Raw genomic sequence first — 25,192 nt, 5'->3', positions numbered from 1 at the left:
AGCCAGCTCCCACAAGGGCCGAGCCAGCCTTTACTTGATCATCGGCAGGTTGAGGCCCTGCTCTTTGGCGCAATCGATAGCAATCTGATAACCGGCATCGGCATGACGCATCACCCCGGTCGCCGGGTCGTTATGCAGCACCCGCGCAATCCGCTCGGCCGCTTCATCGGTACCGTCGCAGACGATCACCATGCCTGAGTGCTGAGAGAAGCCCATGCCCACGCCACCACCGTGGTGCAGCGAGACCCAGGTCGCGCCGCTGGCGGTGTTGAGCAAGGCGTTGAGCAGTGGCCAGTCGGACACGGCATCGGAACCGTCCTGCATGGCCTCGGTTTCGCGGTTCGGGCTGGATACGGAACCGGAGTCCAGGTGGTCACGACCGATCACCACAGGGGCGGACAGCTCGCCGCTGCGTACCATTTCGTTGAAGGCCAGGCCGAGCTTGGCGCGCTGGCCCAGGCCGACCCAGCAGATACGTGCCGGCAGGCCCTGGAAGCTGATGCGCTCGCGGGCCATGTCCAGCCAGTTGTGCAGGTGGGCGTCGTCCGGGATCAGCTCTTTGACTTTGGCGTCGGTCTTGTAGATGTCTTGCGGGTCGCCAGACAGCGCCGCCCAGCGGAACGGGCCAATGCCACGGCAGAACAGCGGGCGGATGTAGGCCGGTACGAAACCCGGGAAGTCGAAGGCATTTTCCACGCCCTCTTCCTGGGCCATCTGGCGGATGTTATTGCCGTAGTCGAAGGTCGGGATGCCTTGCTTCTGGAATTCCAGCATGGCCTTGACGTGCACGGCCATGGACTGCTTGGCGGCCTTGATCACGGCAGCCGGCTCGGTTTTGGCGCGGGCGCGGTATTCGTCCCAGGTCCACCCGGCCGGCAGGTAGCCGTTGAGCGGGTCGTGGGCGCTGGTCTGGTCGGTGACCATGTCCGGGCGCACGCCACGCTTGACCAGCTCTGGCAGAATTTCGGCGGCGTTGCCCAGCAGGGCGATGGAAATGGCCTTGCCTTCCTTGGTGTACTTGGCGATGCGCGCCAGGGCGTCATCGAGGTCGGTGGCTTGTTCGTCGACATAGCGGCTGGCCAGGCGGAAGTCGATGCTGACCTGTTGGCACTCGATATTCAGCGAGCAGGCGCCGGCCAGGGTCGCGGCCAACGGTTGCGCGCCGCCCATGCCGCCGAGGCCAGCGGTGAGGACCCAACGGCCCTGAAGGTTTGAATCGTAGTGCTGACGGCCAGCTTCGACGAAGGTTTCATAGGTGCCCTGGACGATGCCTTGGCTACCGATGTAGATCCAGCTGCCGGCGGTCATCTGGCCGTACATGGCCAGGCCCTTGGCATCCAGTTCGTTGAAGTGCTCCCAACTGGCCCAGTGCGGTACCAGGTTGGAGTTGGCGATCAGTACGCGCGGGGCGTTGCTGTGGGTCTTGAACACGCCGACCGGCTTGCCGGACTGCACCAGCAGGGTTTCGTCATCGTTCAAATGGGTGAGGCTCTCGACAATCTGGTCGTAACATTCCCAGTTGCGCGCCGCACGGCCAATACCGCCGTAAACCACGAGTTCCTTGGGGTTCTCGGCCACTTGTGGGTCGAGGTTGTTCATCAACATGCGCAGCGGCGCTTCGGTCAGCCAGCTTTTGGCGGTGAGCTTGTTACCGCGGGCGGCGCGGATTTCGACGTCACGGTATTTTGTAGACTTGGTCACTGCTAGGACTCCTCGGCGATCGATGCGCGAACATGGATGGTGCGAAGGAAGCTCTTACGCACACATCTTTACTTGTATGTACAAGCATATGCAATCGAGCGGCCAACTTTAGCCGGGAGTGGTTGGGATTTTTTTGTACGGGGCGTGCGAGCCTTGTAAATCAAGGCTTCAACGCTTGATGAAATTTCTTACGGAGGTTTTTTGCAGCAAGGGAAATTTGTCACGGCAGCGAAGCTTTGCATCACGCTGGGGCATTCGGTAACAAATTGGTGCGCGGGTTGGAAACAGATCTATGGACCACACAAAACAAAATGTGGGAGGGGGCTTGCTCCCGATAGCGGTTTATCAGTCACCTATCAATTGACTGAACCACCGCTATCGGGAGCAAGCCCCCTCCCACATTTTTTAACCGCGTGCGGTCAGTTCGATCAGGCAGCAACGGCCTGTGACCGATATCTCCAGCAGCCCAGTGTTACCGTCCACTTGCAGGCAATCGTGATGGCCGAGCTTCTCGCCCAACACCTTCACCTCATCCGTCACGCTGAACACCAACACCGTCTGCGCCGTGCTGAAAAACTGCTGCACACCATCCACCCACTGCAACCGTGCATGGTAACGCTCGGGCGAGTAGATCAGGTTGAAGTCGCGGATCGGCCCAGTGATCAAGCGGCAGGAAACCTGGCTTTCACCCTGGAACGCGAACGGCTGCAACGGTAACAAGCCGCGCTGCTCCTCGCCGTCCACGGTCAACACCATGCCCGCGCCCTTGATCACCGTGATCACGCGCTGGTAACCGGCGAAGGTGGAAAAACCACCCGACTCGGCGATATCGGCAATCGACACACGCCAGCCAAATCCATCCAGGCCGGTGCCGGCGTCGCGGCTGATTTCTTCGGTGCTGCCGCCACCGTTTTTCCACGGCATGCGCACGTAGTCGGCGGCGCGCCAGACCTTCACTGTACTCATTTGCTGAAACGTCCTTCCAGGCTGTGACGGGAACCGGGGTGGATCAATCGCGCAGCGGTTACCGGCTGGCGACCCGACCAGGTGCGACGGCGAATCAACAGGCACGGCTCGCTCGGCTCGATCTGCAACAGCTTGCACTCGGCTGCGTCGGCAAGGATCGCTTCGACCACATGCTCACCCTCGGTCAACGGCGCGACCTGGTTCAGATAGGCATAGGGGGTTTGCTGGGTGAAGTCCTGCTGCAAATATTGCGGCGCAACCAGGGCGTTGACGAAACGATCTTCGATTTGCACGGGAATATCGTTCTCGTAATGCACGATCAACGAGTGGAACACGCGCCCACCTTCACGCATTTCCAGCGCGACGGCGCGTTCGGAACCCGCGGCCTCTTCGCCCAGGGTGATGACCTGGCACGTGTGCCGATGCCCGCGGGAAGCGATTTCATCGGCAATGTTGTGCACTTCAAACAGCGCCGACTGGCTCTTCGGCTCGGCCACGAACGTACCCACGCCTTGCATGCGCACCAGCAGACCTTCGGCGGTAAGCTCACGCAGGGCGCGGTTAATGGTCATGCGGCTGAAACCCAGCTGGCTGACCAGTTCGCTTTCCGACGGCACGCGGTAATGGGGCGGCCAGTTGCCGTTGAGGATCTGCTGGCTGATCATCTGTTTGACGCGGGCATACAAGGGCGCCGGACTTTCGTCCATGTGGGCAGCCAGCGAAGACTTGGCAGGCGGAGTCGGCACGAGGAATCCTTGCAGGGGAAAAAGATGCATAGATTGCCGGAGTTTACCGAGCAGGCAAACGTCTGTATATGTATATACAAATAAACACACGACCGGGGTGCCTTGATCATGTCCGCTTTCTTTGCCGAACGCGCGCTGCTGCCTAATGGATGGGCCAACGATGTACGTCTTGAAGTCAGCGCCGATGGCCTGCTGACCCAGGTTGAGCCCAATGCCAGTGCAGACGCTGCCGAACGGCTCAGGGGCCCGGTATTGGCGGGCATGCCAAACCTGCATTCCCATGCCTTCCAGCGCGCAATGGCAGGTCTGGCCGAAGTGGCTGGCAACCCCAATGACAGTTTCTGGACGTGGCGCGACCTGATGTACCGCATGGTCGGCAAGATCAGCCCCGAGCAATTGCAGGTCATCGCCCGCCAGCTGTATATCGAAATGCTCAAGGCCGGCTACACCTCGGTGGCCGAGTTTCATTACGTGCACCACGATGTCAGCGGCCAGCCCTACGCCGACCGTACCGAGCTGTCGCGCCAGATCAGCCTGGCGGCCGCCAGCAGCGGGATCGGCCTGACGTTGGTGCCGGTGCTCTATACCCACTCAGGCTTCGGCGGCCAGGCGCCGAATGAAGGCCAGCGCCGTTTTATCAACAGCACCGAAAACTACCTGGACCTGCAAGCACGCTTGCAGCCGATCCTGGCGGCACAACCCGCGCAGCGACTGGGACTGTGTTTCCACTCTCTGCGCGCCGTCATCCCCCAGCAAATCCACGACGTCCTGGCCGCCAGTGACAAGACTTGTCCGGTGCATATCCATATCGCGGAGCAGCAAAAAGAAGTCGACGATTGCCTGGCCTGGAGCGGCAAGCGCCCATTGCAGTGGCTGTATGACAATGTCGAGGTGGATGAACGCTGGTGCCTGGTGCACGCTACCCATGCCGACCCCGATGAAGTGACACGTATGGCCAAGAGCCGGGCGATTGCCGGTTTGTGCCTGACCACCGAGGCGAACCTGGGCGATGGGATTTTTCCGGCGGTGGATTTCCTCGCCCAGGGTGGACGCATGGGTATCGGGTCCGACAGCCATGTATCACTGAGCGTGGTGGAGGAATTACGTTGGCTGGAATACGGCCAGCGTCTTCGCGATCAACGGCGTAATCGCCTGTATCGCAGTGATCAGCCAATGGTTGGCCGCACGCTGTTCGATGCTGCGCTGGATGGTGGCGCACAGGCGCTTGGCCAGCCGATCGGGCGCCTGGAAGTCGGCAAGCGTGCGGATTGGATTGTGCTGGACGGTAGCGACCCGTACCTGGCGACCGCCAGTGAGGATGGGATTCTCAATCGCTGGCTGTTTGCAGGTGGCGATCGCCAAGTGCGCGACGTGCTGGTCAATGGCAAATGGGTGGTGCGGGATGGGCATCATGCCGGCGAAGAAGACAGCAGCTGGGCATTCACCCAGGTCTTGAAGGCTTTGTTGGGCTAACGGCCAACACCTAACAAATGTGGGAGGGGGCTTGCTCCCGATAGCGGTGTGTCAGTATCAGATGTACTGGCTGACACACTGCATCGGGAGCAAGCCCCCTCCCACATTTGATTACTGCGAACTCTTGGCCATTTGTTTATCTGAAGTACGCCAGATCAACCGCGTAGTGTCATACCCCTGCTGTCGCGCCCTACTGAGCAAGTCTTCACGCGTCTCGGCACTCACCGTCGGCGTGCGCGACAGGATCCACATATAGCGCCGGCTCGGGCTGCCGACGATGGCGGTCTTGTAGTCATCGCTGACATACAGCACCCAGTAATCGCCCTTGGCAACGCCCGGCAACAGTGACGTAAACCAGTTATTGAATTCCACCCAGAGCTTGTCGGTTTTGCCAGGCACCTGCGGCGTGGCCGTGCCTTTGGCTTCTTGCCACTTCCATTCAGGCGTCAGGCAGCGGTTGAACACCGACATGTCGCCATCCGGCAGCAAGGTGTAACGCGCCTCGGACTGCGCGCAGTTGCGCTGGAAGTACATCGGCAATCGGGCCAACTCATACCAGGTGCCCTGGTAACGCTTGAGGTTGACGTTGGTTGCCGTCTTGGGTTGCAGATCATCGCCAGAATGGCTGGCGCAGCCCGCCAAAAACAGGCTGGCGCAAAGGAACAAAACAAAACGCATCATTCTTCTTCTCCCGCAGGCTCGCGCCCCGGTTTACTTCAGGCCTTGCCCGGAAAACATCAGAACTTTGTCACCGGCGTACTGCACGCTGATAAAGCTGTTTTTATCGCCCCAGGTGCAGCTGGACATGCCCAGCGCACCGGAACAATCGGTCGGCTTACCCAGCAACGACTCCACCTCGGCCTTGGCCATGCCAGCCGACAGTTTCTGGTAGTTTTCTTGAGTGACCTTGCTGCAAGCGGCTAAGAGCACGCAAAAAGTCAGCAGGGCGAGACGGCGTAAAGACATGGAAAAGCTCCTGGAGAGACAAAGCAGCTGGGGTATCTGCCAGAAGCTTAGAAGGGAAAAGGGGTGTCTGGTTCCCGACGAGCGAAAACAAAAAAGCCCCGAAAACGCTGAAACGTTTCGGGGCTTCTTCAAGGGTGAACGGCCTCACAACACAGTGGATAACTTATCGCCGTGTATTACTTCTTGTGGTAGCTGGTCACACGCTCAACTTCTTCCTTGGAACCCAGGAACACCGCCACACGCTGGTGCAAACCTTCAGGCTGGATGTCGAGGATGCGCTGGTGGCCATCGGTGGACGCACCGCCTGCCTGCTCAACCAGGAACGACATCGGGTTGGCTTCGTACATCAGGCGCAGTTTGCCCGGCTTGGACGGCTCGCGGCTGTCGCGTGGGTACATGAACAGGCCACCACGGGTCAGGATGCGGTGCACATCGGCAACCATCGCAGCGACCCAGCGCATATTGAAGTTCTTCTTCAACGGGCCTTCTTCGCCTTCCATCAACTCGTTGACGTAGCGTTTCACCGGTTCTTCCCAGTGACGCTGGTTAGACATGTTGATGGCGAATTCCTGGGTAGAAGCAGGAATCGAAATGTCTTCGTGGGTCAGCACGAAGCTGCCCATTTCACGGTCCAGGGTGAAGCCTTTGACGCCATCGCCCAGGGTCAGCACCAGCATGGTCTGTGGACCGTAGATGGCATAACCGGCAGCGACCTGCTCGGTGCCCGGCTGCAGGAAGGCCTTTTCGTTCAGGGCTTCGTTCTGGCTCAGGTATTCATTCGGGCAACGCAGTACCGAGAAGATGGTGCCGACCGGTGCATTGATATCGATGTTGGACGAACCGTCCAGTGGGTCGAATACCAGCAGGTAAGCGCCTTTCGGGTACTTGCCAGGGATCTGGTAGGCATTGTCCATTTCTTCGGACGCCATGCCGGCCAGGTGACCGCCCCATTCGTTGGCTTCGAGCAGGATTTCGTTGGAGAGTACGTCGAGCTTCTTCTGCACTTCACCTTGGACGTTTTCAGTGCCCATGCTGCCCAGGACGCCGCCCAGTGCGCCTTTGGAAACGGCGTGGCTGATTTCCTTGCAAGCACGCGCCACCACTTCGATAAGGAAGCGCAGATCGGCAGGCGTGTTGTTGCTGCGGGTCTGCTCGATCAAATAGCGACTCAGGGTAACGCGGGACATGGAAGGCTCCGGAGAATGGGGGGCTGAAAACCCGCGCAGTTTAACGCGAGTCGAGGGTTATTTCCTCTAATCAGAGGATTTAACGCCAATAGAGTTCACGACCTGGCGCCACGACCCTCTCCAACATCGCAGAACCCATGTGGGAAGGGACTTGCCCCTCCCACATTTTTTAACCGCAGTGGTCAGTCGAGGGCTTTCCAGATCTCGGTGGCGTACTCGCGGATGGTCCGGTCCGAGCTGAACCAGCCCATGCGCGCGGTATTGAGCACCGCCGAACGCCACCATTCCTTGGAATCGTGCCAGTGGGCTTCGACCCGCGCCTGGGCGTCCCAGTAGGAATCAAAGTCGGCACACACCAGGAAACGGTCGTAGTCGATCAACCCATCGATCAGGCCCACATAGCGCCCCGGATCATCCGGCGAGAACACCCCGCCACGGATCGCTTGCAACACGTCGTTCAAGCGATGGGACGCGGCGATGTCCGGCCCGGCGTTGAACTCACCGGCGTGCTTGCGGGCTTCCACCTGCTGGGCACTGAGGCCGAAGATAAACATGTGCTCGGCACCGACCCGCTCGTGCATCTCCACGTTGGCGCCGTCCATGGTGCCGATGGTCAGCGCGCCGTTGAGGCCGAACTTCATGTTGCTGGTACCCGATGCTTCAAAGCCGGCAGTGGAAATCTGCTCCGACAAATCCGCCGCCGGAATGATGCTCTCCGCCAGGCTGACGTTGTAGTTGGGCAGGAACACCACTTTGAGCAAACCGCGCACGGTCGGGTCGTTGTTGACGGTACGGGCGATGTCGTTGGTCAACTTGATGATCAGCTTGGCCTGGTGGTAGCTGGCTGCAGCCTTGCCGGCGAAGATTTTCACCCGTGGCACCCAGTCGGTGCCCGGCTCGGCGCGGATCGCCTGGTACAACGCCACGGTGTGCAGCAGGTTGAGCAGTTGGCGCTTGTACTCATGAATGCGCTTGACCTGCACATCGAACATCGCCGCCGGGTTGATCGCGATACCCAGGCGCTCATGGATGATCTGGGCCAGTGCACGCTTGCTGTGCAGGCGCTGTTCAGCGAAGGACTTGCGGAAAGCCTGCTTCTCGGCGAACGGCTCCAATTCGATCAAACGCTGCTCGGGCTGGTCGAGAATATCCGGCCCCAGGGCTTCCACCAGCATATCGGTCAGCTTGGGGTTGGCCTGGTACAACCAGCGGCGGAAGGTGATGCCGTTGGTTTTGTTGTTGATGCGCTCGGGATACAGCTTGTGCAGCTCGGAGAACACCGTGCTGCGCATCAACTGGGTATGCAGGCCCGATACACCGTTGACGCTATGGGAGCCGAGGAATGCCAGGTTGCCCATGCGCACGCGGCGGCCGTTGTCCTCTTCGATCAGCGAGACGGCGCGCAGTACGTCGAAGTCGTGGATGCCCTTGGCGCGCAGCGAGTCGATGTGTTGGGCGTTGATCAGGTAGATGATCTGCATGTGCCGGGGCAACATGCGCTCCATCAGACCTACGGGCCAGGTTTCCAGCGCTTCGGGCAGCAAGGTGTGGTTGGTGTACGACAGGGTTTCGACGGTGACATCCCACGCAGCTTCCCACGGCACGTCATGCAGGTCGACCAGTTGGCGCATCAGCTCGGCCACGGCGATGGACGGATGGGTGTCGTTGAGCTGGATCGCGGCGTGTTCGCCCAGGCTAAGTACCGAACCGTGCATGTTCTTGTGGCGGCGCAGCAAATCCTGCAAGGACGCCGAAACGAAGAAATATTCCTGGCGCAGGCGCAATTCCTGCCCCGCTTCAGTGCTGTCGGCCGGGTAAAGCACGCGAGAGATGCTTTCGGCACGGGCCACCTCGGCGACGGCGCCCAAGTGGTCACCGGCATTGAAGCGCTCCAGGTGCAAGTCTTCCACTGCCCGTGCACGCCAAAGGCGCAGGGTGTTGACGCTGGCGCCACGCCAGCCGACTACCGGGGTGTCATAGGCAACAGCCCTGACAGTTTCGTTGGGCGACCACACCTGGATCATCTTGCCGGAGGCGTCCGCCAGGGTTTCGACGCTGCCGCCAAAGCCGATCGGGTAAATCACTTCGGCGCGTTCGAACTCCCAAGGGTTACCAAAATCCAGCCAGCGTTCGGTCTGCTCCTGCTGCCAGCCATCAACGATGGCCTGGCGGAACAAGCCGTGTTCATAGCGAATACCATAACCATGGCCGGCAATCCCCAAGGTCGACATGCTTTCCATAAAGCACGCCGCCAGACGGCCCAGGCCACCATTGCCGAGCGCCGCGTCGGGCTCAAGCAGGCGGATGCGCTCCAGATCGACGCCCAACTCCGACAGCGCTTCACGGGCGATCTCCAGCACGCCCAGATTGCTCAGGCTGTCGTACAACAGACGGCCAATGAGAAATTCCAGCGAGAGGTAATAAACGCGCTTCTGGCCTTTGCGATAAATACGCCGCGTGTGGTCCATCCAGTGATCGACCATCTGGTCGCGGGCGGCCAGGGCAATGGCTTCGAACCAGTCATGGTCAAAGGCGTGATCCGGGTCTTTGCCCACCGCGTAGGTGAGTTTGGTCAAGACAGCATCGCGGAATGCGGCTACCTCTGCTTCTCGTGCAAGCGGTTCCTGAGACATCGGTGCGACCTCGGGCGAGATTGAAGGAGTTGCTAGAGCCTAGTCGGTCTGACAGACGGTAGACGTGCTGGTTCGGCAGTTTTTTAACTCATTCACCATTGGCTGAATTTGATGCAGGGGTCGTGCCCGATCAGGCCGCGGCGAAGCCTTTGAGCTGAAACCTGCAAAATATTGTTCAAAAAACCACCAATCCCGGTATGATCCCGCGCCCGTATACCGCCCCACCCTGGAACCCTGATGAAGCCTCAACTGATCGCCGCCGCGGAACTCGACCGTCTCGAAACGTGGCAGAAATATTCCGCCCACATGTGCGGCGGCTGCGTGTCCAGCTGTTGCACCCTGCCGGTTGAGGTGAAGATCAAGGACCTGATCCGCATTGGCATCGTCGACGAGTTCGAGCGCGGCGACCCGCCGAAGAACATCGCCAAGCGTTTGCAGAAAGAAGGCATCGTCGAGCGCTACAACAACAAATCCGAGATTTTTACCCTGCAGCGCATGAGCAACAACGACTGCCTGTATCTGGATCGTAAGACGCGCTTCTGCACTATTTATGACAAGCGCCCGGATACTTGCCGCAACCACCCGAAAATCGGGCCGCGGCCGGGGTATTGCGCTTACAAGCCCAAGGAAGTGGTACGCGAGACCAACTTCAAGACTCTCGATAAATTCTGACTCGGGTTTTGTAGTGTTCTGAAGGGCCTCATCGGGGGCAAGCCCCCTCCCACATTTTGATTTGGGAACACATTCAAATGTGGGAGCTGGCTTGCCTGCGATGGGGCCAGTAAAGACGACACACAAACTGCGGGCACAAAAAAACGCCCCCGGCCTTTCGACCGGGGGCGTTTTTCATTCAGCCTGAGTTAACTCAGTTCTTGGCTTTCTTGGCAGCGCGGGTACGCTCGCCTTCGTCCAGGATCTTCTTACGCAGGCGGATCGACTTAGGCGTGACTTCGCACAGCTCGTCGTCCTGGATGAATTCCAGGGCCTGTTCCAGGGTGAAGCGAACAGGTGGAACCAGAGCGATGGTTTCGTCTTTGCCCGAAGCACGCATGTTGTCGAGCTTCTTGCCTTTGGTTGGGTTGACGCCCATGTCGTTGTCACGGCTGTTCAGACCAACGATCTGGCCGTTGTAGATCTCTTGACCGTGTTCAACGAACAGCTTGCCACGCGCCTGGAGGGTTTCCAGGGAGTAGGTCAGCGCCTTGCCGGTTTCTACCGATACCAGAACACCGTTCTGACGGCCGGACATGTCGCCGGACTTCATGGTGTCGTAGCGATCGAAGATCGAAGTCAGGATGCCAGCACCGTTGGTCAGGGTCAGGAACTGGTTACGGAAACCGATCAGACCACGAGCAGGGATGTTGTATTCCAGACGTACACGGCCTTTGCCATCCGGCACCATGTTGGTCAGGTCGCCCTTACGCAGGCCCATCTCTTCCATGACCTTGCCCTGGGATTCTTCAGGGGTGTCGATGGTGACGTTTTCGAACGGTTCCTGCTTCACGCCGTCAACAGTACGGATGATCACTTCCGGACGACCAACACCCATTTCGAAGCCTTCGCGACGCATGGTTTCGATCAGTACCGAGAGGTGCAGCTCACCACGGCCGGAGACCTTGAACTTGTCAGCCGAGTCGCCTTCTTCAACGCGCAGAGCAACGTTGTACAGCAGCTCCTTGTCCAGACGCTCCTTGATGTTACGGGAGGTCACGAACTTGCCTTCTTTACCGCAGAACGGCGAGTCGTTTACCTGGAAGGTCATGGAAACGGTTGGCTCGTCAACGGTCAGAGGCTTCATCGCCTCAACGTTGTCCGGCTGGCACAGGGTGTCGGAGATGAACAGCGAGTCCATGCCGCTTACGCATACGATGTCGCCAGCGAAAGCTTCTTCAACGTCGATACGGTGCAGACCGTGGTGACCCATCAGCTTCAGGATACGACCGTTACGCTTCTTGCCGTCGGCGCCGATAGCGACAACCGGGGTGTTCGGCTTGACGCTACCACGAGCGATACGGCCAACGCCGATAACACCCAGGAAGCTGTTGTAGTCCAGTGCCGAGATTTGCATCTGGAACGGGCCGTCACGGTCAACTTTCGGCGCGGGTACGTTGTCGACGATCGACTGGTACAGCGGGGTCATGTCTTCAGCCATGTCGGTGTGGTCAAGACCAGCAATACCGTTCAGGGCCGAGGCGTAGATGACCTGGAAGTCCAGCTGTTCTTCGGTGGCACCCAGGTTGTCGAACAGGTCGAAGATCTGGTCCAGAACCCAGTCCGGACGCGCGCCTGGACGGTCAACCTTGTTGATGCACACGATCGGGCGCAGGCCGGCTTCGAAAGCCTTCTTGGTCACGAAACGGGTTTGCGGCATAGGGCCGTCTTGAGCGTCAACCAGCAGCAGAACGGAGTCAACCATCGACATTACGCGTTCTACTTCGCCGCCGAAGTCGGCGTGGCCCGGGGTATCCACGATGTTGATGTGGTAGCCGTTCCAGTTGATGGCGGTGTTTTTTGCCAGGATGGTAATACCGCGCTCTTTTTCCTGGTCGTTGGAGTCCATCACGCGCTCGTCGTTGAGCTCGTTGCGCTCCAGGGTGCCGGATTGACGCAGGAGTTTGTCTACCAGGGTGGTTTTACCATGGTCAACGTGAGCAATGATGGCGATGTTACGTAGATTTTCGATCACTTGTGTATCTCGATCAGAGGATTCGGTGTGCTGACAGGTCGTGGCAGCGATTAACAGTAGAGTCAGGCCTTGCCGTTACAGCTTGACGGCAGAGTCGGGGGGCCGGTGACGCAGGCCACAGGCAAACAGCCCCGGGCTCTTAGCTCGGTCGATAAACGCGCACATTGGCATGCCCCTCACTGAGCAAATGGTGGGCATGCAGGCGACTCATCACGCCTTTGTCGCAATACAACAGGTACTGACGGCTGTTATCCAGTTCCTTGAAACGCGCGTTCAGTGCGTAGAACGGCAGCGTTTGCACGTCGATGCCGGCGATTTCCAGCGGCTCATCCTCAGCGGCATCCGGGTGACGGATGTCGATGACGATCTGGCCGGCCAGGGCTTCGCTGACTTCTTCGATTTTTACATCCTGGCCCAACTCGTCGATCACCCGATCGATTGGGACCAGCTTGGCGTTCTCGAGCGCACGCTCCAGAATCGCCATGTCGAATTCTTTCTCTTCATGCTCCACGCGGTGACGCTTGGCGTGGGTCTTGGGGTTCACCGAGATGACCCCGCAGTACTCGGGCATGTGCTTGGCAAAGTCGGCGGTGCCGATTTGCTCTGCCAGGTCGATGATGTCCTGCTTGTGGCTGGCTATCAGCGGGCGCAACACCAGCTTCTCGGTGACGCAGTCGATGATCGACAGGTTCGGCAGCGTCTGGCTGGACACCTGGGAAATCGCCTCGCCGGTCACCAGCGCGTCGATCTGCAATTGATCGGCGACTCGGGACGCGGCGCGCAACATCATACGCTTCAATACCACGCCCATATGACTGTTATCGACTTTGCCGAGAATTTCGCCCAGCACTTCCTCGAACGGCACGCTTACAAATAGCACGCGCTGGGAGCTGCCGTACTTCTTCCAGATAAAGTGCGCAACTTCCATCACGCCCAATTCATGGGCACGCCCGCCCAGGTTAAAGAAGCAGAAGTGGCTCATCAGGCCGCGACGCATGATCTGGTAGGCCGCCACCGTGGAATCGAAACCGCCGGACATCAATACCAGGGTCTGTTCCAGGGCGCCCAGCGGGTAGCCGCCGATGCTGTTGTGCTGGCTGTGGATCACAAACAACCGTTGGTCGCGAATTTCCATGCGCACTTCAATTTGCGGCGCTTTAAGGGAAATTCCAGCGGCGCCGCACTCGCGACGCAGCTTGCTGCCGACGTATTTCTCTACATCCATGGAGCTGAAGGTGTGCTTGCCGGCACGCTTGCAGCGCACCGAAAAAATCTTCCCTTCAAGTGCACTGCCGTAGTGCTGCTTGCACTTTTCGGTGATGTCGTCGAAGTCGCCCAGCGGGTACTCATCCACCTGCAGGAAATGCGCGATGCCCGGCATGCAGCTCAGGCGCTCGGTCATGTCCTTCAAGGCTTTGGCGTCGGTAATGCGGGTTTCCAGCTCGAGGTTGTCCCACACACCGTTCACCACCACAGCCGGGTCCAGGTCACGGAGCACGGCACGGATGTTCTTGGCCAACTGACGGATGAAACGCGTCCGTACCGGTCGGCTTTTGATGGTGATCTCGGGGAAGACTTTAACGATTAATTTCATGGAAACAGCGCGCGCCGGGCCTGCTGAAAAAGGGGGGCGCGGATTATAGCGGAAATCGCTCAAGGTTTAACCAGTTAATATGCATCGAACGTGCAATGCACCAAAACGGGTCATTTACACAAATAAACGCTACATTGCAGTGCGCTATTTCTCGCGCTTTGGCCTATTGCACCGCTATAGGGGCCATTTTGAGGCAAAAAGACCATGTTGGCGCACTGGCATGTAATTTGCTCTCTTGTGAGGCAGGTTGCCTTGGCGGAGTATCCGCGCCGGCATCACCCACATTCTAAGGGCTAACTCCACTACCCAAGCCCGAAGCCACCCGGAGGACACCATGTCGAAGTCGGTTCAACTCATCAAAGATCATGACGTTAAATGGATTGATCTGCGCTTCACGGACACAAAAGGCACTCAGCACCACGTGACCATGCCGGCTCGCGACGCGCTGGATGATGCTTTCTTCGAAGAAGGCAAAATGTTCGACGGCTCCTCCATCGCCGGCTGGAAAGGCATTGAAGCTTCCGACATGATCCTGATGCCGGACGACAGCACTGCCGTGCTGGACCCGTTCACCGAAGAGCCGACCCTGATCCTGGTCTGCGACGTGATCGAGCCGTCGACCATGCAAGGCTACGACCGCGACCCACGTGCGATCGCCAAGCGTGCCGAGGAATACCTGAAGTCCACCGGTATTGGTGACACTGTATTCGTGGGCCCGGAGCCAGAGTTCTTCATCTTCGACCAGGTGAAGTTCAAGTCCGACATCTCCGGCTCCATGTTCAAGATCTACTCCGAACAAGGTTCGTGGATGTCCGACCAGGACGTGGAAGGCGGCAACCATGGCCACCGTCCAGGCATCAAAGGCGGCTACTTCCCGGTTCCACCGTTCGACCACGACCACGAAATCCGTACCTCCATGTGCAACGCCATGGAAGACATGGGCCTGGTCATCGAAGTGCATCACCACGAAGTGGCGACTGCCGGCCAGAACGAAATCGGTGTGAAGTTCAACACCCTGGTGGCCAAGGCTGACGAAGTTCAGACCCTGAAGTACTGCGTACACAACACTGCCGTCGCTTACGGCCGTACCGCTACCTTCATGCCCAAGCCTCTGTACGGCGATAACGGTTCGGGTATGCACGTTCACCTGTCCATCGCCAAAGAAGGCAAGAACACCTTCGCAGGTGAAGGTTATGCCGGCCTGTCCGACACAGCCCTGTACTTCATCGGCGGCATCATCAAGCACGGTAAGGCCCTGAACGGCTTCACCAACCCGTCGACCAACTCCTACAAGCGTCTGGTCCCAGGTTTCGAAGCTCCGGTAATGCTGGCCTACTCGGCGCGTAACCGCTCTGCCTCGATCCGTATTCCTTACGTGTCCAGCCCGCGCGCTCGCCGTATCGAAGCTCGCTTCCCGGACCCGGCAGCCAACCCATACCTGGCCTTCGCTGCACTGGTCATGGCCGGCCTGGACGGTATCCAGAACAAGATCCACCCTGGCGACGCCGCCGACAAGAACTTGTACGACCTGCCGCCTGAAGAGGCCAAAGAGATCCCACAAGTGTGCGGCAGCCTGAAAGAAGCCCTGGAAGAGCTGGACAAGGGCCGTGCGTTCCTGACCAAAGGCGGCGTGTTCAGCGACGACTTCATCGACGCTTACATCGCCCTGAAAAGCGAAGAAGAAATCAAGGTGCGCACCTTCGTACACCCACTGGAATACGAGCTGTACTACAGCTGCTGATCCGGTAGCGTTGCTTAACGTGGCGTGATGAAAAAGACCTCCCTAGGGAGGTCTTTTTTTTGCCCGGGGATTACCCGGCTCCCCATCTGCAAACCCAATCAAAGGTGGGAGGGGGCTTGCTCCCGATGGCAGAGTGTCAGGCAGTATATGTGTTACTGACACACCACTATCGGGAGCAAGCCCCCTCCCACAAGGAGATCTGTGTTGAAACATAAATTCGTGTTCGCCCTGCTGTTCGTCAGCGCCGGTGTTTACGCCGCCCCACCTACCTTGGAGCCACTGCTCAACAGCATCGCCGAACGCCTGGAGATTGCCGACCAGGTGGCGCTGAGTAAATGGGACAGCCACAAGCCCGTGGAGGACAAGAAGCGCGAGCAAGAGGTGATCGCCAGCGTCACTGCCCAGGCGCCGAGCTACAAGCTGGACCCGGCCGCTGCCGAGCAGTTCTTCGCCGCGCAGATCGAAGCGAACAAACTGGTGCAATACACCCACCTGTCCGACTGGCAGTTCCAGGGCAAAGCCCCAGACGAGCCGCGGCCGGACCTGATCAAGCAGATTCGCCCGCAGCTGGATGAGCTGCAAAAACGCCTGCTGCAACAACTGGCCGACTTCATTCCGCACCGTGCCGATCCACAGTGCCCCCAATGGCTGGCCACCGCCGTGCATGAGCCGCTGAATGATCCGCTGCGCCAACTGGCAATGATCCGCGCCACCGCCGAACTCTGCATCTACATAGGTTAATGACTGCAAACCCGGTAAAAATGTGGGAGCAAGCCCCCTCCCACATTTGGACTGTATGCATTCAGGGCCATCTCTGGCAGCTTCCTGAACAACCTTCACAAAACCGCACTATATTGGTGCGATAGGTTGCACCCTTACTCCAGCCACAGCCCATTTTGGTTCGAATCTTCCCGACAAAGCTGGCAGAACGCCACAGTTTCGCGCCACAAACCCCTATTTCAGGGCTTTAACGCTTCTTTTCGGAGCCTTGGTTTGGTTTTTGCATTTTCCTTGTATCAGCGTGTGCCTCAAGCCTGCGCCTTGCTCCAAAAGAGGTCCCGATGACCATCAGCGATGCACTGCACCGTTTGTTACTCGACAACCTGACCACCGCGACCATCCTGCTCAATGCCGATCTGCGCCTTGAGTACATGAACCCGGCGGCGGAGATGCTCCTGGCCATCAGCGGCCAGCGCAGCCATGGGCAGTTCATCAGCGAGCTGTTCACCGAGTCGGCCGAAGCCTTGAGCTCGTTGCGCCAGGCCGTGGAGCAGGCACATCCGTTCACCAAGCGCGAAGCGATGCTCACCGCCCTCACCGGCCAGACACTGACGGTCGATTACGCCGTAACCCCCATTCTGAGCAATGGCGCCACGCTGCTATTGCTCGAAGTACACCCCCGCGACCGCCTGCTGCGCATCACCAAGGAAGAGGCGCAGCTGTCCAAGCAGGAAACCAGCAAGATGCTGGTGCGCGGCCTGGCTCACGAAATCAAGAACCCGCTCGGCGGGATTCGCGGCGCCGCGCAGCTGCTGGCCCGCGAGCTGCCCGAGGAGCATCTCAAGGACTACACCAACGTCATCATCGAAGAAGCCGACCGCCTGCGTAACCTGGTGGACCGGATGCTCGGCTCCAACAAGTTGCCGTCATTGGCGATGACCAACGTGCATGAGGTGCTGGAGCGCGTCTGCCAACTGGTCGAGGCCGAAAGCCAGGGCTGTATCACCTTGGTACGCGACTATGACCCAAGCATTCCTGATGTATTGATCGACCGCGAGCAGATGATCCAGGCGGTGCTCAATATCGTGCGCAACGCCATGCAGGCCATCAGCAGCCAAAACGAGCTGCGCCTGGGCCGCATCAGTTTGCGCACCCGCGCCCTGCGCCAGTTCACCATCGGCCATGTGCGCCATCGCCTGGTGACCAAGGTCGAGATCATCGACAACGGCCCCGGCATTCCCGCCGAACTGCAGGAAACCATCTTCTTCCCCATGGTCAGTGGCCGCCCGGACGGTACCGGGCTGGGCCTGGCCATTACCCAGAACATCATCAGCCAGCACCAGGGCCTGATCGAATGTGAGAGCCATCCCGGCCACACCACGTTCTCGATCTTCCTGCCATTGGAACAAGGAGCCCCCACGACATGAGCCGTAGTGAAACTGTCTGGATCGTCGATGACGACCGTTCTATCCGTTGGGTCCTGGAAAAAGCCTTGCAACAGGAAGGCATGACCACCCAAAGCTTCGACAGCGCCGACGGGGTGATGAGCCGCCTGGCACGCCAGCAGCCGGACGTGATCATCTCCGACATTCGTATGCCCGGCGCAAGCGGCCTGGACTTGCTGGCGCGCATCCGCGAGCAGCACCCGCGCTTGCCGGTGATCATCATGACTGCGCACTCGGACCTGGACAGCGCTGTCGCGTCCTACCAGGGCGGCGCCTTTGAATACCTGCCCAAGCCATTCGACGTGGATGAGGCGGTGGCGCTGGTCAAGCGCGCCAACCAGCACGCCCAGGAACAACAGAACCAGGAAGCCCCGCCAACCCTGACCCGCACCCCGGAAATCATCGGTGAAGCGCCAGCGATGCAGGAAGTGTTTCGCGCCATCGGGCGCTTGAGCCACTCCAACATCACTGTGCTGATCAATGGCGAGTCGGGCACCGGTAAAGAGCTGGTGGCCCATGCTCTGCACCGCCACAGCCCGCGTGCGGCCTCTCCGTTTATCGCGCTGAACATGGCGGCGATCCCCAAGGACCTGATGGAGTCCGAGCTGTTCGGCCATGAGAAAGGCGCGTTTACCGGCGCGGCCAACCTGCGGCGCGGGCGCTTTGAACAGGCCGACGGCGGCACGCTGTTTCTCGATGAGATCGGCGACATGCCGGCCGATACCCAGACCCGCTTGTTACGGGTGTTGGCAGACGGTGAGTTCTATCGTGTCGGCGGGCACACACCGGTCAAGGTTGATGTGCGCATCATTGCGGCCACCCACCAGAACCTCGAAACCCTGGTACACGCGGGCAAGTTCCGTGAGGACTTGTTCCACCGCCTCAATGTGATCCGCATCCATATCCCGCGCATGTCGGACCGCCGCGAAGATATCCCCACCCTCGCCCGCCACTTCCTCAGCCGCGCCGCCCTGGAGCTGGCGGTGGAGCCCAAGCTGCTCAAAAGCGAGACCGAGGAATACCTCAAGAACCTGCCGTGGCCCGGCAACGTGCGCCAGCTGGAGAACACGTGCCGCTGGATCACCGTAATGGCCTCCGGGCGTGAAGTGCATATCAGCGACCTGCCGCCTGAGCTGCTGAGCCTGCCGCAGGATTCGGCACCGGTAACCAACTGGGAACAAGCGCTGCGCCAATGGGCCGACCAGGCGTTGGCGCGCGGCCAGTCGAACCTGCTGGACAGCGCCGTGCCGGCATTCGAGCGGATCATGATTGAGACCGCGTTGAAGCATACCGCCGGCCGCCGTCGCGATGCGGCCGTGCTACTGGGTTGGGGGCGCAATACCCTGACGCGCAAGATCAAGGAGTTGGGGATGAAGGTGGATGGTGGGGATGATGATGAGGGTGATGAGGCCTGATCACACCTCCCAGTTCCACTGAAAGTCTAATGTGGGAGGGGGCTTGCTCCCGATAGCAGTAGTTCAGTCACCACATCTGTGTCTGACCCACCGCTATCGGGAGCAAGCCCCCTCCCACATTTGGATCTCTGCAATTCCACGACTGTGCACCGCTTCAATGCACCATGAACCGGCATCGGGCACGGGCTGGATACGTGGAAGACCGTTATCGCGGGACAACTCTCGCAAGCTGAAACCACCAAAGCCCCGGATTACGGGGCTTTGCGCTTTTTGGAAAAATTTTATGGGTGAAATTGCAAACTCTGGCACGCGCCCTGCAATAACCCTCGTACAACCCAGTTTCGGGGACCTTGGTACAGGCAGGCCGAGAATCCCCTCTTTAACACCGAAGCCTTAGGCTTCACTCCGTTTTGGGAGCCCTGGTACAGGCAGGCCGGGAACTCCCTCTTTTATTGCTCCTGGAGATGGACCTCCAGCCGCCAGCGGTCATCGACCTGCTCGCCTTTCCACTCCCCACGCAACGGTCGCGCCGCCACCAGGTTCAGCAGCAAACCACCATCGGTCTTGCGCACACGCCAGTTCACGTCCTTGTCATTGACCTTGAGCTGCCCGCTGGCCGCCTTGCCCTGGGCGTCAAACAGCAGCGCCACGGTGCCGTCGATATGCTCACCGTGCAGCTTGGGCTCACGGTTGAACCACACCGCTACACCGTCGACAGCAGGCACCACCTCCAGTAACTGGACTGGGTCTGGCGTGGTCAGGCGACCGATCATCAAACCCACCATCAAGCCGACAATCGCCAACGAGCCCAAAACCCTCGGCAATAGCTTCGGCCTCGGGTCTTCTTCAGGGGTAGAATGCAGCGCATCTTTGCCTTCGGAGCCGTGCATGTTTCACGTCATCCTTTTTCAACCAGAAATTCCGCCGAATACCGGCAACGTTATCAGGCTGTGCGCCAACAGTGGCTGCCACCTGCATTTGATCGAGCCGCTGGGCTTCGACATGGACGACAAGCGCCTGCGCCGCGCCGGGCTGGACTACCACGAGCACGCCACCCTCAAGCGTCACGCCGACCTGGCCAGTTGCCTGGAAACCCTGGGCCATCCGCGTTTATTCGCATTCACCACCAAGGGTTCGCGACCATTTCACGATGCCAGCTTTGCCGAGGGCGATGCCTTCCTGTTCGGCCCGGAAAGCCGTGGCCTGCCGGCCGAGGTGCTCGACGCCCTGCCCGATGGCCATCGCCTGCGTTTGCCGATGCGTGAGGGCTGCCGCAGCCTGAACCTGTCCAACACCGTAGCCGTCGCCGTCTATGAAGGCTGGCGCCAGCTTGGCTTTAAATAACACCGCATAACAAATGTGGGAGGGGGCTTGCTCCCGATGGCGGAGTGTCAGTCGACATCTAAGTGACTGTTCCACCGCTATCGGGAGCAAGCCCCCTCCCACATTGAGTGCTGCGTCGGGTTCGAGATTACTGAACCGTCGGCGCGCCTTCCTGTTGCATGCGCTGCAGCTCTTGGGCGTACAGGGCATCGAAGTTCACCGGAGCCAGCATCAGCGCCGGGAACGAGCCACGGGTGACCAGGCTGTCCAGGGTCTCACGGGCGTACGGGAACAGGATGTTCGGGCAGAACGCGCCTAGGGTGTGACTCATGGACGCTTCGTCCAGGCCCTGGATCAGGAAGATGCCGGCCTGTTGCACTTCAGCGATGAAAGCCACTTCTTCGCCGTTCTTGACGGTGACCGACAGAGTCAGCACCACTTCGTGGAAGTCGCCTTCCAGGGCTTTCTGACGGGTGTTCAGGTCCAGCGCAACGCTTGGGGTCCATTCCTGACGGAAGATCGCCGGGCTTTTCGGCGCTTCGAACGACAGGTCACGCACGTAGATGCGCTGCAGCGAAAACTGTGGGCCTTGGTCTTGCGCTGCTTCGGTGTTCTGTTGATCAGTCATCGCAGATCCTTCTTTATCTTGGGGTTCTTAAGGGGTTAGCAGTCAGACGGACAGCAGCGCATCAAGTTTACCGGCGCGCTCCAGAGCGAACAGGTCATCGCAACCACCGATATGCCGGGTGCCGATCCAGATCTGCGGGACCGACGTGCGGCCGGCCTTCTGGGCCATTTCGGCGCGCACCTGGGGCTTGCCATCGACCTTGATCTCTTCGAAGGCCACCTTCTTGCTTTGGAGCAACTGCTTGGCTCGGATGCAATAAGGGCAATAATCGCTGGAATACACGACAACCTGGCTCATATCACTTCACCAACGGCAGGTTATCGCCACGCCAGCTGCTGATACCACCTGACAGCTTGGCGGCGGTGAAGCCGGTCTTGAGCATCTCGCGGGCGTGGGTGCCGGAGTGCTGGCCTTGGGCGTCGACCAGAATGATGGTCTTGGCCTTGTATTTTTCCAGCTCGGCCAAGCGTGCAATCAGCTTATCCTGCGGGATGTTAAGGGCACCAACGATATGGCCGGCGGCATAATCCTTGGCCGGGCGAATATCGACGACAACGGCCTCATCCTTGTTGACCAGCGCGGTCAGCTCCGACGTGCTCAGGCTGCGACCACCGCGGCTCAGTTCATGTGCGATCAGCAACGCCAGCAGGATGACGAAGGCACCCACGAGCAGGTAGTGGGCAGTGGCAAATGCAATCAGGTGATCAACCATCAAGGAGGTTCCAGGGCGTTAAAATGGCGGTAAGTATACACAGCCGCCAAGGAGGGCCAACCCCCGTAAAGCGGTGACGCGCTCGGAACTTCGCTTTAAACTGCCACTCCCTTTTCCATTGTCTTCCTTTATTACCGCCGCGAGAGGATCTATGACTACCACGCCTAAACCTTTGGTCCTGATAATTCTCGATGGCTTCGGACACAGTGAAAGCCACCACGACAACGCCGTGTACTCGGCCAACAAGCCCGTGCTGGACCGCCTGAGCGCTACCGTCCCCAACGGATTGATCTCCGGTTCCGGCATGGACGTGGGCCTGCCGGACGGCCAGATGGGCAACTCGGAAGTCGGCCACATGAACCTTGGCGCCGGACGAGTGGTATATCAGGACTTCACCCGTGTCACCAAAGCGATCCGCGATGGCGAGTTCTTCGAGAACCCGACCATCTGCGCTGCGGTGGATAAAGCCGTGGCCGCCGGCAAGGCCGTGCATTTCATGGGCCTGCTGTCGGACGGCGGCGTACACAGCCATCAGGACCATCTGGTGGCAATGGCCGAACTGGCCTTCAAGCGCGGCGCCGACAAGATCTACCTGCACGCCTTCCTCGACGGTCGCGACACCCCGCCGAAAAGCGCGCAATCGTCCATCGAACTGCTCGACACCACCTTCGCCGCCCTCGGCAAGGGCCGCATCGCCAGCCTGGTGGGCCGTTACTTCGCCATGGACCGCGACAACCGCTGGGACCGCGTGTCCCAGGCCTACAACCTGATCGTCGACGGCCAGGCCGAATTCAATGCCGCCACGGCCCAGGAAGGCCTGGAAGCGGCCTACGCCCGTGGCGAGAGCGATGAGTTCGTCAAGGCCACCACCATCGGCGAGCCGGTGAAGGTCGAAGACGGCGACGCCGTAGTATTCATGAACTTCCGCGCCGACCGTGCCCGCGAGCTGAGCCATGTGTTCGTCGATGAAGGTTTCAAGGACTTCGAGCGCGCACGCCAGCCGAAAGTCGAGTTCGTCATGCTCACCCAGTACGCCGCCAACATCCCGGCCCCGTCGGCGTTCGCCCCGGGCAGCCTGGAAAACGTGCTGGGTGATTACCTGGCGAAAAACGGCAAGACCCAGCTGCGCATCGCCGAGACCGAGAAGTACGCCCACGTGACATTCTTCTTCTCCGGTGGCCGTGAAGAACCGTTCCCGGGCGAAGAGCGCATCCTGATCCCGTCACCAAAAGTCGCCACCTACGACCTGCAGCCGGAAATGAGTGCGCCGGAAGTGACCGACAAAATCGTCGATGCCATTGATAACCAGCGTTACGACGTGATCGTCGTCAACTACGCCAACGGCGACATGGTCGGCCATAGCGGTAACCTGGAAGCGGCGGTCAAGGCCGTTGAATGCCTGGACCTGTGCGTTGGCCGCATTGTCGACGCCCTGGAAAAAGTCGGCGGCGAAGCGCTGATCACCGCAGACCATGGCAACTGCGAGCAGATGTCCGACGAATCCACCGGCCAGGCACACACCGCCCACACCACCGAGCCGGTGCCGTTCATCTATGTCGGCAAACGTGACCTGAAAGTGCGTGAAGGTGGCGTGCTGGCGGATGTGGCGCCGACCATGCTGAAACTGATGGGGCTGGAGCAACCGAAGGAGATGACCGGGACCTCGATCCTGGTCTGATCCAAAGTACGCCACAAAACAGTGTGGGAGCGGGCTTGCCCGCGATAGCGGCTAATCAGTCGACATCTATGTCGCTGACCCACCGCAATCGCGGGCAAGCCCGCTCCCACATTGGTTTTGTGGTGTTTGATAGATGTCTTTTTGCCATACCACCGCCACTCGGCACCTATCTTGCCGTAACTCCCCAATTGGGCGTTTTTTTTGCAGCGCTTGGCGGGCATACTAGGCCGTCCTTTTCCCCTGGTGTCGCCCGCCTCTATGCTTCGCGCCTTGATAACCCTTGCTCTTGTCTGCCTGCTCCAACCGGCGTTTGCCGATGAGCGCGCACAAACCCAACAACAGTTGGACGCTACGCGTCAGGACATTACCGAGCTGAAAAAGCTGCTCGGCAAGCTCCAGGAAGAAAAATCCGGCGTGCAGAAAGACCTGCGCGGCACGGAAACCGAAATGGGCAAGCTCGAGAAGCAGGTCCAGGAGTTGCAAAAAGAATTAAAGAAGAGCGAGTCGGAACTGGAGCGACTCGACGCTGAGAAAAAAAAACTCCAGAGCGCACGCGTTGAACAGCAACGCCTGATCGCGATCCAGGCCCGTGCCGCCTACCAGAGCGGTCGCCAGGAATACCTCAAGCTGCTGCTCAACCAGCAGAACCCGGAAAAATTCGCCCGCACCCTCACCTATTACGATTACCTGAGCCAGGCGCGCCTGGCGCAATTGAAGGGTTTCAATGAAACCCTGCGCCAATTGGCCAATGTCGAGCAGGAAATTGCCGACCAGCAATCGCAACTGCTCGACCAGAAAAGCGCCCTCGACGTTCAGCGCGACCAGTTGGACAAGGTGCGCAAGGAGCGCCAGCAGGCCCTGGCCAAGCTCAACAGCGATGTAAAAGCCCGCGACGCCAAGCTCCAGGCCCGCGAGCAGGACCAGGCCGACCTGGCCAAAGTGCTCAAGACCATCGAAGAAACCCTGGCCCGCCAGGCACGCGAGGCCGAAGAAGCGCGGCAAAAAGCGCTGATCGCCCAGCAGGAAGCGGAAAAAAAGCGCCAGCGTGAGGCCGAACTGGCTGCCACCAGCGACGCGCCAGCACCGCGCAAACCCGCGCGCGCCAGCCCCGGCCCGCTGGTTTCCAGCAGCGGCGAGTCGTTCGGCGGCCCTTTTGCTTCGGCACGGGGCAAACTTCCATGGCCGGTTGATGGTCGACTATTGGCACGCTTTGGGGAAACCCGTGGCGATGACACCCGCGCCAAGTGGGATGGGGTGATGATCAGCGCCTCAGCCGGCAGCCAGGTCCATGCCGTTCACGGTGGGCGCGTGGTGTTTGCCGATTGGCTGCGGGGCGCCGGTTTGCTGGTGATTCTCGACCATGGAAATGGCTATTTGAGCCTTTACGGCCACAATCAGACATTACTCAAGTCGGCAGGTGATGTTGTAAAAGCCGGTGAATCCATCTCCACTGTCGGTAACAGTGGCGGCCAGGACACCCCGGCGCTGTACTTCGCTATTCGTCAGCAGGGTCGCCCGAGCGATCCCGCACAATGGTGCCGTTCCCAAGGATAGGGCTGCATCTACATTAGGAGTTCG

Annotated in this window: 22 protein-coding genes; 9 read left to right on the top strand and 13 right to left on the bottom strand. The window is 59.6% G+C overall.

Annotated features, from left to right (window positions below):
* Positions 1–30: 30 nt before the first annotated feature.
* From hutU to hutC, 3 genes are all read right to left on the bottom strand, one after another.
* Positions 31–1,701, bottom strand: coding sequence for a urocanate hydratase (gene hutU, locus FW800_RS02610; RefSeq protein ID WP_032878345.1), 1,671 nt, complete (start codon positions 1,699–1,701; stop codon positions 31–33).
* 405 nt (positions 1,702–2,106) lie between these two features.
* Entirely contained in the window at positions 2,107–2,667 is a 561-nt protein-coding gene (locus FW800_RS02605) for a HutD/Ves family protein (protein WP_446436913.1), read from the bottom strand.
* Positions 2,664–3,374, bottom strand: coding sequence for a histidine utilization repressor (hutC, locus tag FW800_RS02600; RefSeq protein WP_171905445.1), 711 nt, complete (start codon positions 3,372–3,374; stop codon positions 2,664–2,666). Before hutC ends, FW800_RS02605 begins: the two co-directional genes overlap by 4 nt.
* Before the next feature lie 147 nt (positions 3,375–3,521).
* On the opposite strand from hutC, the gene FW800_RS02595 reads away from it, so the two are divergent.
* A complete protein-coding gene (locus FW800_RS02595; protein ID WP_446436912.1) occupies positions 3,522–4,886 on the top strand; it encodes a formimidoylglutamate deiminase in 1,365 nt (454 codons plus the stop codon).
* Positions 4,887–4,997: 111 nt separating this feature from the next.
* On the opposite strand, the gene FW800_RS02590 is transcribed toward FW800_RS02595, so the two are convergent.
* The 4 genes from FW800_RS02590 to FW800_RS02575 form a co-directional block, all read right to left on the bottom strand.
* On the bottom strand, positions 4,998–5,567 hold the full coding sequence (locus FW800_RS02590; protein WP_032878349.1) for a lipocalin family protein: 570 nt from the start codon (positions 5,565–5,567) through the stop codon (positions 4,998–5,000).
* A 30-nt stretch (positions 5,568–5,597) separates the two neighbouring features.
* Positions 5,598–5,852 carry a hypothetical protein gene (locus FW800_RS02585; protein ID WP_005783949.1) on the bottom strand — a complete coding sequence of 85 codons (255 nt, stop codon included), beginning with the start codon at positions 5,850–5,852 and terminating at the stop codon, positions 5,598–5,600.
* Positions 5,853–6,028: 176 nt separating this feature from the next.
* A complete protein-coding gene (locus tag FW800_RS02580) occupies positions 6,029–7,039 on the bottom strand; it encodes a class 1 fructose-bisphosphatase (RefSeq protein ID WP_032878350.1) in 1,011 nt (336 codons plus the stop codon).
* A 182-nt stretch (positions 7,040–7,221) separates the two neighbouring features.
* A complete protein-coding gene (locus tag FW800_RS02575) occupies positions 7,222–9,672 on the bottom strand; it encodes a glycogen/starch/alpha-glucan phosphorylase (RefSeq protein WP_078820070.1) in 2,451 nt (816 codons plus the stop codon).
* Between the two features lie 237 nt (positions 9,673–9,909).
* Between FW800_RS02575 and FW800_RS02570 the strand changes: the two genes are divergently transcribed.
* Complete coding sequence (locus FW800_RS02570; protein ID WP_003187815.1) at positions 9,910–10,344, top strand: YkgJ family cysteine cluster protein; 435 nt, start codon at positions 9,910–9,912, stop codon at positions 10,342–10,344.
* A gap of 193 nt (positions 10,345–10,537) precedes the next feature.
* On the opposite strand, the gene typA is transcribed toward FW800_RS02570, so the two are convergent.
* Positions 10,538–12,358 (bottom strand): translational GTPase TypA, encoded by a 1,821-nt coding sequence (gene typA, locus FW800_RS02565; RefSeq protein WP_005783945.1) that lies wholly within the window; start codon positions 12,356–12,358, stop codon positions 10,538–10,540.
* A 139-nt stretch (positions 12,359–12,497) separates the two neighbouring features.
* Complete coding sequence (gene thiI, locus FW800_RS02560; RefSeq protein ID WP_194439868.1) at positions 12,498–13,952, bottom strand: tRNA uracil 4-sulfurtransferase ThiI; 1,455 nt, start codon at positions 13,950–13,952, stop codon at positions 12,498–12,500.
* A gap of 334 nt (positions 13,953–14,286) precedes the next feature.
* On the opposite strand from thiI, the gene glnA reads away from it, so the two are divergent.
* From glnA to ntrC, 4 genes are all read left to right on the top strand, one after another.
* Positions 14,287–15,693: a type I glutamate--ammonia ligase gene (gene glnA / locus FW800_RS02555; RefSeq protein WP_005783941.1), complete on the top strand. Its 1,407-nt coding sequence runs from the start codon at positions 14,287–14,289 to the stop codon at positions 15,691–15,693.
* 204 nt (positions 15,694–15,897) lie between these two features.
* Positions 15,898–16,434, top strand: a complete 537-nt coding sequence (locus FW800_RS02550; protein WP_446436911.1) for a chorismate mutase — start codon at positions 15,898–15,900, stop codon at positions 16,432–16,434.
* Positions 16,435–16,754: 320 nt separating this feature from the next.
* On the top strand, positions 16,755–17,840 hold the full coding sequence (glnL, locus tag FW800_RS02545; RefSeq protein WP_005783937.1) for a nitrogen regulation protein NR(II): 1,086 nt from the start codon (positions 16,755–16,757) through the stop codon (positions 17,838–17,840).
* Positions 17,837–19,273, top strand: a complete 1,437-nt coding sequence (gene ntrC, locus FW800_RS02540; protein ID WP_003187806.1) for a nitrogen regulation protein NR(I) — start codon at positions 17,837–17,839, stop codon at positions 19,271–19,273. Before glnL ends, ntrC begins: the two co-directional genes overlap by 4 nt.
* Positions 19,274–19,722: 449 nt before the next feature.
* On the opposite strand, the gene FW800_RS02535 is transcribed toward ntrC, so the two are convergent.
* Positions 19,723–20,163, bottom strand: coding sequence for a hypothetical protein (locus tag FW800_RS02535; protein ID WP_078820069.1), 441 nt, complete (start codon positions 20,161–20,163; stop codon positions 19,723–19,725).
* Here FW800_RS02535 and FW800_RS02530 point away from each other — a divergent pair.
* On the top strand, positions 20,162–20,617 hold the full coding sequence (locus FW800_RS02530; protein ID WP_446436910.1) for a tRNA (cytidine(34)-2'-O)-methyltransferase: 456 nt from the start codon (positions 20,162–20,164) through the stop codon (positions 20,615–20,617). The two genes, FW800_RS02535 and FW800_RS02530, sit on opposite strands and share 2 nt — an antisense overlap.
* 127 nt (positions 20,618–20,744) lie before the next feature.
* Here FW800_RS02530 and secB read toward each other — a convergent pair whose 3' ends face one another.
* The 3 genes from secB to FW800_RS02515 are packed head-to-tail and all read right to left on the bottom strand — an operon-like array spanning position 20,745 to position 21,936.
* Positions 20,745–21,224 (bottom strand): protein-export chaperone SecB, encoded by a 480-nt coding sequence (gene secB, locus FW800_RS02525; RefSeq protein ID WP_005783933.1) that lies wholly within the window; start codon positions 21,222–21,224, stop codon positions 20,745–20,747.
* A gap of 42 nt (positions 21,225–21,266) precedes the next feature.
* The gene (grxC, locus tag FW800_RS02520) at positions 21,267–21,521 is read right to left on the bottom strand and encodes a glutaredoxin 3 (RefSeq protein WP_032878355.1); all 255 of its coding nucleotides are present in this window, start codon (positions 21,519–21,521) and stop codon (positions 21,267–21,269) included.
* A 1-nt stretch (position 21,522) separates the two neighbouring features.
* Entirely contained in the window at positions 21,523–21,936 is a 414-nt protein-coding gene (locus FW800_RS02515; protein ID WP_003187796.1) for a rhodanese-like domain-containing protein, read from the bottom strand.
* 151 nt (positions 21,937–22,087) lie between these two features.
* Here FW800_RS02515 and gpmI point away from each other — a divergent pair, with 151 nt between their 5' ends.
* Together gpmI and FW800_RS02505 are read left to right on the top strand one after the other, a co-directional pair.
* Positions 22,088–23,614 (top strand): 2,3-bisphosphoglycerate-independent phosphoglycerate mutase, encoded by a 1,527-nt coding sequence (gene gpmI, locus FW800_RS02510; protein WP_446436909.1) that lies wholly within the window; start codon positions 22,088–22,090, stop codon positions 23,612–23,614.
* 258 nt (positions 23,615–23,872) lie between these two features.
* The gene (locus FW800_RS02505; protein WP_005783927.1) at positions 23,873–25,168 is read left to right on the top strand and encodes a murein hydrolase activator EnvC family protein; all 1,296 of its coding nucleotides are present in this window, start codon (positions 23,873–23,875) and stop codon (positions 25,166–25,168) included.
* The last annotated feature ends 24 nt before the right edge of the window (positions 25,169–25,192 follow it).

The organism is Pseudomonas sp. 910_23 (assembly GCF_052850795.1).
Note: the sequence above shows the minus strand (reverse complement) of the source record. Positions and strands in the feature narration are given on the sequence as shown.

Bases quoted from the DNA above. Each gene is read 5' to 3' on its own strand.
- FW800_RS02605 (WP_446436913.1), bottom strand. From the start codon at position 2,667: ATGAGTACAGTGAAGGTCTGGCGCGCCGCCGACTACGTGCGCATGCCG.
- hutC (WP_171905445.1), bottom strand. From the start codon at position 3,374: ATGGACGAAAGTCCGGCGCCCTTGTATGCCCGCGTCAAACAGATGATC.
- FW800_RS02595 (WP_446436912.1), top strand. From the start codon at position 3,522: ATGTCCGCTTTCTTTGCCGAACGCGCGCTGCTGCCTAATGGATGGGCC.
- FW800_RS02590 (WP_032878349.1), bottom strand. From the start codon at position 5,567: ATGATGCGTTTTGTTTTGTTCCTTTGCGCCAGCCTGTTTTTGGCGGGC.
- FW800_RS02585 (WP_005783949.1), bottom strand. From the start codon at position 5,852: ATGTCTTTACGCCGTCTCGCCCTGCTGACTTTTTGCGTGCTCTTAGCC.
- FW800_RS02580 (WP_032878350.1), bottom strand. From the start codon at position 7,039: ATGTCCCGCGTTACCCTGAGTCGCTATTTGATCGAGCAGACCCGCAGC.
- FW800_RS02575 (WP_078820070.1), bottom strand. From the start codon at position 9,672: ATGTCTCAGGAACCGCTTGCACGAGAAGCAGAGGTAGCCGCATTCCGC.
- FW800_RS02570 (WP_003187815.1), top strand. From the start codon at position 9,910: ATGAAGCCTCAACTGATCGCCGCCGCGGAACTCGACCGTCTCGAAACG.
- thiI (WP_194439868.1), bottom strand. From the start codon at position 13,952: ATGAAATTAATCGTTAAAGTCTTCCCCGAGATCACCATCAAAAGCCGA.
- glnA (WP_005783941.1), top strand. From the start codon at position 14,287: ATGTCGAAGTCGGTTCAACTCATCAAAGATCATGACGTTAAATGGATT.
- glnL (WP_005783937.1), top strand. From the start codon at position 16,755: ATGACCATCAGCGATGCACTGCACCGTTTGTTACTCGACAACCTGACC.
- ntrC (WP_003187806.1), top strand. From the start codon at position 17,837: ATGAGCCGTAGTGAAACTGTCTGGATCGTCGATGACGACCGTTCTATC.
- FW800_RS02530 (WP_446436910.1), top strand. From the start codon at position 20,162: ATGTTTCACGTCATCCTTTTTCAACCAGAAATTCCGCCGAATACCGGC.
- FW800_RS02535 (WP_078820069.1), bottom strand. From the start codon at position 20,163: ATGCACGGCTCCGAAGGCAAAGATGCGCTGCATTCTACCCCTGAAGAA.
- secB (WP_005783933.1), bottom strand. From the start codon at position 21,224: ATGACTGATCAACAGAACACCGAAGCAGCGCAAGACCAAGGCCCACAG.
- grxC (WP_032878355.1), bottom strand. From the start codon at position 21,521: ATGAGCCAGGTTGTCGTGTATTCCAGCGATTATTGCCCTTATTGCATC.
- FW800_RS02515 (WP_003187796.1), bottom strand. From the start codon at position 21,936: ATGGTTGATCACCTGATTGCATTTGCCACTGCCCACTACCTGCTCGTG.
- gpmI (WP_446436909.1), top strand. From the start codon at position 22,088: ATGACTACCACGCCTAAACCTTTGGTCCTGATAATTCTCGATGGCTTC.
- FW800_RS02505 (WP_005783927.1), top strand. From the start codon at position 23,873: ATGCTTCGCGCCTTGATAACCCTTGCTCTTGTCTGCCTGCTCCAACCG.